The sequence below is a fragment of the Phenylobacterium sp. genome, from assembly GCF_035276905.1.
In the GTDB taxonomy this organism is placed as follows: Bacteria; Pseudomonadota; Alphaproteobacteria; order Caulobacterales; family Caulobacteraceae; genus Phenylobacterium.
The window spans coordinates 1-8279 of sequence record NZ_DATELG010000190.1; the positions used below are offsets into that span (position 1 = coordinate 1).

The window sequence follows — 8279 nt, forward strand, 5'->3', positions numbered from 1 at the left end:
GACGCGATGGTGATCCAGGAGGACGCCACCCGGGACGCGGCGACGGTGACCGTCCCGGCCGTCGAGGCTGGCCATAACATCCGGCCGGCGGGCGGAGACTTCAAGGCCGGCGCGGCGCTGCTGTCGCGCGGGGTGCGCATCGATCCGTGGCGGCTGTCGCTGGCCGCGGCGGCCGGCCGCGCCGAGCTCTCGGTGACGCGGCGGCCCTGCGTCGCCCTGTTCTCCACCGGCGAGGAGATCGTCGAGGCGCCGGCCGAGCCGGGGCCGTTCCAGATTTACAACTCCGGCAGTCCGGGCCTGGCGGCGATGATCGCAGCCTGGGGCGGCGAGGCGGTGCGCGCAAGGCCGGTGCGGGACGATCTGGAGACCACCATCGCGGCGATGCGCGGCGCCGAGGCCGATCTGATCGTCACCATCGGCGGCGCCTCGGTCGGCGACCACGACCTGGTCCGCGCCGCGGCCGGCGCGCTCGGCCTGGAGCTGAAGGTCGCCAGCGTCGCAGTGCGGCCGGGCAAGCCCACCTTCTTCGGCGTGCTGGCGGACGGCCGCCGTCTGCTCGGCCTGCCGGGCAACCCGGCCTCGGCCTTCGTCTGCGCCGAGCTGTTCCTGAAGCCGGTCCTGGCGGCCTATGCCGGCGCGGACGCGGCGGTGCGCACCGTCACGGCGAGGCTGGAGACGCCGCTGCCGGCCAATGGCCCGCGCGAGCACTGGATGCGCGGGCGGCTGTCGTTCGCCGAGGGCGGCCTTTCTGTGCTGCCCTACCGCGATCAGGACTCGTCGCTGATCACCGTCTTCGCCGCCGCCAACGCCCTGCTGCGGCGTCCGCCGGAAGTCGCCGCCTCGCCCGCCGGGGCGCTGGTCGAGGTGCTGCCGCTGGCGCGCGCATAGCGCTGGGCGACGATCTCGCCGATCACCGACACCGCCACCTCCCAGGGCGCCTTGCCGCCCATGTCGAAGCCGATCGGGGCTTTCAGGCGCGCGATCGCCGCCTCGGAGATCCCCGCCGCGCGCAGCCGCGCCAGCCGCTCGGGCAGGCGGCGCCGCGCGCCCAGGAGGCCGACGTAGCGCGCCGGCGACGGCAAGGCCGCCATCAGGGCGGCGTGGTCGGTGTCGCTGTCGTGGGTGGCGATGGCGACCGCGGTCCAGGGATCGACGCCCACCGCTGCGAGGGCCTCGGCGGGCTCCGAGCGAAGATAGGCCACGCCGATCAGCGGCGGCGGCGTCGGAGGGCCCTTGGGTCTGTTCAGCGTCGTCTCGAACTCCGCCTGGGCGCCCAGCTGGGCGATCGCCAGCGCCGTCGGGTCGGAGCCCACCACCACCAGCCGCGCCTTGGGATCGTAGCGCTTCTCGACCTGGGCCTGCGGCCAGGGCTCCAGCTCGGCGGCGCAGACGCGGGTGAGGCCGTCGCTCACCCAGGTCACCGGCCGCCGCTCGGCGTCGGCCGCGAGCAGCTCGGCAAGCGCCGGATCGTCGGGCGCCACCCGTTCCAGGAAGATCTCGATCCGCGCCCCGCACAAGAGCCGGATGTCGGGCCAGGGACCGCCCTCGCCATAGACCAGGGTGCGGGGCCGGCCGTCGCCCAAGCAGGCGAAGGCGTGATCGGCGACGTCGGCCTCCACACAGCCGCCGGAGAAATAGCCGGCGACGATCCCTTCGGCGAACGCCATCTGGGTCCCCGGCGGGCGCGGGCCGCCGCCTTCGACCGCGGTCAGGGTGGCCAGCGCCACGGGCCGGCCGGCGTCGCGCGCCTGGCGCAGGACCGGGCGCACATCCTCGGGCAGGCCGAAGGTCGGCCACTCGGGCAGGGGCTCTCGCATCGCCATCTTCTAACCGGCCGCTGTGCAGACGCCCAGCGCCGCCGCCACGGCGTCATCCACAGGTACGGACACGGATTAACGCCTCGGCAAGGTCTCAGATACCTGTTCTTAGGCATCGGCGGGGAAGATGGCGCCTCGGAAGCGACGCAGAGCCTCAAAGCCCGCATTTTTGATGACTTCGCCTCTTTCAAAACTTGGCCTCGGATCCGGCCAGTTCGGCCTCGATCAGCCGACCACGGCGCGCGGCCGACCGCGGGACGCCGAGGCGCGCGACATCCTGGCGATCGCCGCCCGCTCGGGCCTGCAGGTCTTCGAGGCCAGCCGTCACTCGGAGTCCGCCGAGGTGACGCTTGGCCAGGTCATGCCCAGGCCGAACCCGTTCCGCATCACCGTCACCACGGTCCGCCCCGACCGCGGGCCGGACTACGCCGAGGCCGAGGTGCGCGCGCAGTTGCGCCGGCTGGGCGTGGAGTCCTGCGAGACCATGCTGGCGCCGTCCGCCACCGACCTGCTCAGCCCCGCCGGCCCCAAGCTGTGGGACCGGCTGCGGGCGATGAGGGACGAGGGCCTCTGCCGCAAGATCGGCGTCTCGGTCTACGCCTCCGACGATCCCGTGGGCCTGGCCAAGCGGTTCAAGCCGGACGTCGTCCAGGCGCCCGCCTCGCTGCTCGACCAGCGGCTCTTGATCGACGGCACGCTGGCGACCCTGACCGAGATGGGGATCGAGGTGCAGCTGCGCTCGATCTTCCTGAACGGCCTCCTGTTCCTGCCGCCCGACCGGGCGCCCAACCACCTGAAGGCCGCCGCCAGCCGCATCTCGCGCGCGCGCCGGCTGATCGCCGAAGGCCGCTCCGACCCGCTGCAGGCGGCCCTCGGCTTCGCCTTGTCGCGCCCCGAGGCCTCCAGCGTGCTGGTCGGCGTGGCCTCGGTCGCGGAGATGAGCGCCGTCGTCGCCGCCGCCTCCAGCCCGCCGCCCGACCTCGACTGGGACGAGATGGCGATCGACGACCCGGTGGCGCTGGATCCGACGGCCTGGGCGGCGGCTTAGGCGCCAACACCAAACTCGTTCCTCCCCTGCGAAGCGGGGGAGGGGGACCACGGGCCGCGCGCAGCGAAGAGCGCGTGGTGGAGGGGGCGAGCCGCGGGCACAGCGCCTCCACCGAAAATTTCGCAGCTGCGACTCCAGGGCGGCCGCTCGCCCCCCCCACGCGCTCTTCGGCGCGCGGGTCCTCTCCCCCGCGTTGCGGGGGAGCTACGAGCGCGCTTGTTACCCCCAAGCCGCGTACGGATCGGCGAACGGCTTGCCCAGCGCCTCGGCGACCGCCGGATGGGTCACCTCGCCCTTCAGCACGTTCAACCCCTTGGCCAGGTGCCTGTTCTGCGCCAGGGCCTCGAGGCCCTTGTCGGCCAGCTGCAGGCCGAACGGCAGGGTGGCGTGGACCAGGGCTTCGGAGGATGTCCGCGGCGCCGCCCCGGGCATGTTGGCCACGCAATAGTGCACCACCCCGTCGACCACATAGGTCGGCTCGTGGTGCGTCGTGGGCCGGCTGGTCTCGAAGCAGCCGCCCTGGTCGATGGAGACGTCCACCAGCACCGCGCCCGGCTTCATCTGCGACAGGTGCTCGCGGCGCACCAGCTTCGGCGCCGCCGCGCCCGCGGTCAGCACCGCGCCGATCACCACGTCCGCCTTCAGCACCTCCTCCTCGACCGCGTCCAGGGTCGAGTAGCGGGTGAGGATCCTGCCCAGGAACATGTTGTCGAGCTCGCGCATACGCGGGATCGAGCGCTCGACGATCACCACCTCGGCGCCGAGGCCCGCGGCCATCCGCGCGGCGTTCATGCCGACCACCCCGCCGCCCAGCACGCAGACCCTCGCCGGCGGCACGCCCGGCACGCCGGAGATCAGGAGGCCCATGCCGCCGTTGTGCTTCAGCAGGGTCTCGCCGGCGGAGAAGACGGCGATCCGGCCGGCGACTTCGGACATCGGCGCCAGCAGCGGCAGGCCGCCGGCCGGGTCGGTCACCGTCTCGTAGGCGATGGCGGCGCAGCCGGACTTCAGGAGGCCTTCGGCCTGGGCCGGGTCCGGGGCCAGATGCAGGTAGGTGAAGAGGATGTGGCGCGCGGTGAGCCTGGCCCACTCCGCGGGCTGCGGCTCCTTGACCTTGATGATCAGCTCGGCGTCGGCGAACACCTCGTGGGCGGTCGCGAGCAGGCCCGCGCCCGCGCGGCGGTAGGCGTCGTCCGGATAGCCCGCCTCGGCGCCCGCGCCGTGCTCGACCAGCACCTCATGGCCGCGGGCGACATATTCGCGGACCGCCGTGGGCGTCAGCCCCACGCGATATTCGTCCGGCTTGATCTCGCGGGGCACGCCGATGCGCATAAGAGGCTCCCTACAGATGTATCATGTTACATCCGCCGGGATTTGGGGGTGGATCTATCCCGCGGTCAACGGAAAACGCAGTCGGCGAGACCTTGGCGCCGCACGACCCCGGCGCGGGCCTCGATCGTGCCCGAACGCTTGCGGACGTAGCGGCCCGGCCGGTCGGCCTTCCAGGCGAGCGGCTTGGGCACGATCACCGCCAGCCGGGCGGCCTGGCCCGGGGTCAGCGCCGCGGCGCTGACCCCGAAATTGCGCCGCGCGGCCGCCTCGGCGCCGTAGACGCCCGGCCCCCATTCGATGGAGTTCAGATAGACCTCCATGATGCGGGACTTGCCCCAGATCGCCTCGATCAGGACGGTGAAATAGGCCTCCAGGCCTTTGCGGACATAGTCGCGGCGCGGCCACAGGAAGACGTTCTTGGCGGTCTGCTGGCTGATGGTCGAGCCGCCGCGGATGCGGTTCGGCTCGTCCGCATTGTGCTTCAGGGCCCGCTGGATGGCGGCCATGTCGAATCCGTTGTGCTCGCAGAAGCCGGAATCTTCCGAGGCGATCACCGCCCCGACCAGCCTGGGCGAGATCCGCGACAGCGGAACCCAGCGCCGGTCGAAGCCGCGCCCCTCGAACAGCCGCTGCACCATCAGGAAGGTCATCGGCGGGGGCGTGAAGCGGTAGAGGGTGACAGCGGCGACCGGACCGACGACGCCGAAGATCAGCACCAGCGCGACCAGGACCCGCATCAACCGTCCGAAAGCGCCGCCCGCCTGCGCGGCCGCTCGCTTGAGCTTGGATTTCGGCTTCGCACGCTTGGCCACTTAAGGCTTCCATCCCGGGCGGCGGACCCAATCGCCGCCGCACGACGGTTATCTCCAGCCGAGGCGATTCGATCGAGGTGAATCCCTCCCCTCCCGTTTATGGGAGGCCCTCTACCCGATCTCCGCCACCCCGGCCCCGCCGTCCTCGTCGCCCCAGGCGACGCGCTTGCCGTCGGCGGTCATGGCCAGGGCGGTGATCGGGCCGCCGCTCTCGGCCTTCACCTCGACCACCTTCTGGCCGACCAGGTCGCAGGCCCGCACCCGGCCGTCGTCGCGGCCCCAGGCGATCCAGGCGCCCCCCGGCATGCCGGCGACGCGGGTGACCATGGCGGCCTCGTCGAAGCCGACCTCGGCGGCCTGCTTGCCCATCGGCCCGGTGGAGCCGGCGAACGGCCAGACCACCACGCCGTTGGCCCCGGCGGTCGCCATCAGATTGCCCTTGGCGACGAAGGCCAGGCTCTTCACCTTGGCCGGATAGCCGCCCATCCGCATGTTCTTCTCGTCGGCCACGCGCCAGCCGTGCAGGGCGTTCTCCTGCATGCCGGAGATCAGGAACTTGCCGTCCGGGCTCCAGACGATGGCCACGTGGCTGCCGGCCCACTTCAGCACCGAGGGCTTCTGCTCGGCGATGCGGGCGAACCACAGCCAGACCCCGCCGTAGCTGGCCGCGGCGACCCGCCGGCCCTTGGGATCGAAGGCGACTTCGGAGATCGACTTCTCATGCTGGAAGACGCGGGCGAAGCCCGGATCGGCGGCGTCGCGCACGTGCAGCTCGCGGCCGGCGGAAAAGGCGATCAGCTTCGACTGGGCGCTGGCGGCGACGCTCTCCAGCCAGCAGCCCGGAACCTTGGCGAGCTCGGCCGCGCCCTCGGCCCTGGCCCAGACCAGCCGCCCGTCGTCGCCGCCGCTCAGGACCCCCTCGCCGTCCGGATGCAGGCAGGCGCTCAGCGAGGCGCCGTCGTGGGCCGCGACCACCGCGCCGTCCTCGAAGCGCACCGTCCCGTCGCCGAGGGTGAAGACGGCGCGGCCGGCGCGGTCGAACAGGGCGGCGGTGACGAAGGCGTCGAAGGACTGGATCATGGCTCTCCCCTAGAGCGCGCCAGGGTCGAGTGGAAGCCGGCGCCTGCAGGAATTCTGGGGTCGCAGACCCACCGGCGCGTCACAGGGGATGGCGTTGGTGAACCTCTAACCGTCGAGACGGGTCGACCGCCGGGGCGCGGGCCTCGGTGGCGGCTTCTCCGGACCGATCAGGAACAGGCGGGAGCCGGGCAAGTCGATCGCCAGGTGGAAGCGCGCCAGGACGCCCAGGCCCAGCAGGCCGGTCGGCGCCGGCGCCTGCGCCGCAGGCCGGTAGATCTGCACCTCGAGATCGGCGATCCGATGGCCGGCGAACTCGACCTGGCGGGCGGGCGCCAGGCCGTCCTGGCTGACCCCGCCCAGCGTCACCGCCGGTCCGCTGCGCAGCGGCCGCCCGTCCAGCAGTCCCGCCGTCCGGGCCGCGGCCTCGGAGAGCGCCAGCGCGCCGGTCGCGCCGGTGTCCAGCAGCACCTCGACGGGTGGAGCGGCCTCGATCCGCACCGGGACGAGCAGGCCACCTCCATGGACTCGGGCGGCGACCTGGACTGAGCCGGCCGGCGGCGACCAGCGCTCCGGGGCGAAGACCGCGGCGCGGCCGGCTGGGAAGTCCGCCTGCAGCACTACGGCGCGCAGGACATCGCGGCCGAGCAGCAGCGAGAACGGCTGGCGAGTGAGCGCGGTGAGCGGTTGCAGGTCGAGCGTCGCCGCCCGCAGGCCCTTCAGCGCGAACGCGCCGAGGTCGGCGTCCAGCGTGACGGCGCGCGCCAGGCTGGGCCCGCCGCTGACCCCGAAGGCGACCATCGGCAAGGGCGTGGCCGCGGGCAGCGCGAGGCTGGCGGCGAGACCGGCGTCGATCGCCGAATACTGCGCTCCGGAATCCAGCACCGCCTGGACCGGCGTTCCCCCGACCTGCGCCGCCAGCGCGATCAACCCGCCCTTCTCCGGCAGCGCCAGCCAGCCGCTCCAGCCCTCATGGGCGAAACTGACCCGCGGGGTCGGCCAAGTGAGCTGGCGGTGGACGACGACGAATCCGGCCACGCCGGCGGAGGCGATGACCAGGCGCCGCAGGAATGTCCGCCGGCTGGACGAAGGTCCGCTCAAAGGCAGGCGACGCTCCGCCTCGCCACGTCCGCCCGTCGAACATTCCGCATTGCGCCGCCTCCGGACCCTTCAGGTTAAAGTCGGAAACCGGGCGGAAGTTCACCTGCGCCTCCAGCCTGCCGCATTACGGCCCTAGCAACCCTCATGGCCGCGCCTGCGTTCGGTGATCGACGCCAGTGCTCGCCGTGAGGGGCGCTGGGGGCGCTGACGTCGACGTCTGCGCCTGAGGGCGCGCTGCCGGAAGAGCAGAATGAGCCGCACCGTTCGTCCCCTCGCGTTGCTCCTGGCGACCACGGCGCTCGCCGTGGCGCTCGCCGCCTGCAAGCCCGACAATCCCCCGCCGCCCGCCGCCGCGTCCGGAACGCCGCCGCTGGGACCGCTGGATCCGGGCGTCGCGTCTGCGGCCTATGCGCCGGCGGTCGAGGCCGCCGCGCCGGCCGCCCAGGCCTACGCCTATCCGCGGCGCGCCTATCAGATGAGCCGCATGGTCTATCAGCGGCCGCCGAGCTACGCCTTCGGCTACGGCGACGAGCAGCCCTATGTCTGGGACGGCGGCGGCCAGGGCGAGATGTTCGCCGAGCCGATCGACGACGGCTACCGCTACTACTATTACGAGCCGGGCGAGGACTATCCGTACTTCGTGCAGGATCCCGACTACGGCTACGCCTACGGCCCGAACGGCGCGCTCATCGCCCTGTTCGCCGCCACCGGCGCGCTGATCGCCGCCGACCACTGGCACGACCATGCGCCGCGCGCCGGGGCCTACTGGACCCGCGGCTACGACCTCGACCGCGCCTATCGGCACAGCACGCGCTATCCGGTCCAGCCGGCGGTGTGGCGGGCCCGGGCGCCGGCGTTCTACGCCGGCCACGACCGCTGGTTCCGCGCCGCCCAGGCCCAGCCCGACTGGCGTCGAGCGGCGGCCTGGACCGGCGGGCCGGGTCACGACAACGGCCGCCATCTCGGCTGGTTCAAGGACCACGGCGGCGATCACGGCGGCCGCCAGTTCGCCTTCGCCGGGCCGCCCGCCCCACACGTCCAGCCGCAGCGGCAGGCCCCGCCGCAACCTGTCCGCATCGAGCACGGCCAGTC

The 8279-nt window shown here is 72.9% G+C and carries 7 protein-coding genes and 1 pseudogene; 3 read left to right on the forward strand and 5 right to left on the reverse strand.

Annotated features, from left to right (window positions below; translation table 11 throughout):
* Positions 1–6 precede the first annotated feature (6 nt).
* Positions 7–816 (forward strand): annotated as a pseudogene (locus VJS38_RS08830) (molybdopterin molybdotransferase MoeA); the annotation flags it as partial.
* Here the strand turns inward: VJS38_RS08830 and VJS38_RS08835 are convergent.
* Entirely contained in the window at positions 768–1817 is a 1050-nt protein-coding gene (locus VJS38_RS08835) for an XdhC family protein (protein ID WP_324087782.1), read from the reverse strand. The pseudogene VJS38_RS08830 and the gene VJS38_RS08835 sit on opposite strands and share 49 nt — an antisense overlap.
* Before the next feature lie 172 nt (positions 1818–1989).
* Here VJS38_RS08835 and VJS38_RS08840 point away from each other — a divergent pair, with 172 nt between their 5' ends.
* Positions 1990–2865: a bifunctional regulator KidO gene (locus VJS38_RS08840; RefSeq protein WP_324087783.1), complete on the forward strand. Its 876-nt coding sequence runs from the start codon at positions 1990–1992 to the stop codon at positions 2863–2865.
* A 219-nt stretch (positions 2866–3084) separates the two neighbouring features.
* On the opposite strand, the gene ald is transcribed toward VJS38_RS08840, so the two are convergent.
* The 4 genes from ald to VJS38_RS08860 form a co-directional block, all read right to left on the reverse strand.
* Complete coding sequence (gene ald, locus VJS38_RS08845; RefSeq protein ID WP_324087784.1) at positions 3085–4197, reverse strand: alanine dehydrogenase; 1113 nt, start codon at positions 4195–4197, stop codon at positions 3085–3087.
* A gap of 65 nt (positions 4198–4262) precedes the next feature.
* Positions 4263–4934: a monofunctional biosynthetic peptidoglycan transglycosylase gene (gene mtgA, locus VJS38_RS08850; RefSeq protein ID WP_324087788.1), complete on the reverse strand. Its 672-nt coding sequence runs from the start codon at positions 4932–4934 to the stop codon at positions 4263–4265.
* 186 nt (positions 4935–5120) lie between these two features.
* Positions 5121–6089 carry a WD40 repeat domain-containing protein gene (locus tag VJS38_RS08855; RefSeq protein ID WP_324087785.1) on the reverse strand — a complete coding sequence of 323 codons (969 nt, stop codon included), beginning with the start codon at positions 6087–6089 and terminating at the stop codon, positions 5121–5123.
* 105 nt (positions 6090–6194) lie between these two features.
* Entirely contained in the window at positions 6195–7187 is a 993-nt protein-coding gene (locus VJS38_RS08860) for an aspartyl protease family protein (RefSeq protein ID WP_324087786.1), read from the reverse strand.
* 250 nt (positions 7188–7437) lie between these two features.
* Here VJS38_RS08860 and VJS38_RS08865 point away from each other — a divergent pair.
* Positions 7438–8279: hypothetical protein (locus VJS38_RS08865; protein ID WP_324087787.1), on the forward strand; the 842-nt coding region annotated here is incomplete at its 3' end.

Excerpts from the sequence above, each read along its gene's own strand:
- mtgA (WP_324087788.1), bottom strand. The coding sequence starts at position 4,934 with ATGCGGGTCCTGGTCGCGCTGGTGCTGATCTTCGGCGTCGTCGGTCCG.
- VJS38_RS08840 (WP_324087783.1), top strand. The coding sequence starts at position 1,990 with ATGACTTCGCCTCTTTCAAAACTTGGCCTCGGATCCGGCCAGTTCGGC.
- VJS38_RS08835 (WP_324087782.1), bottom strand. The coding sequence starts at position 1,817 with ATGCGAGAGCCCCTGCCCGAGTGGCCGACCTTCGGCCTGCCCGAGGAT.
- VJS38_RS08855 (WP_324087785.1), bottom strand. The coding sequence starts at position 6,089 with ATGATCCAGTCCTTCGACGCCTTCGTCACCGCCGCCCTGTTCGACCGC.
- ald (WP_324087784.1), bottom strand. The coding sequence starts at position 4,197 with ATGCGCATCGGCGTGCCCCGCGAGATCAAGCCGGACGAATATCGCGTG.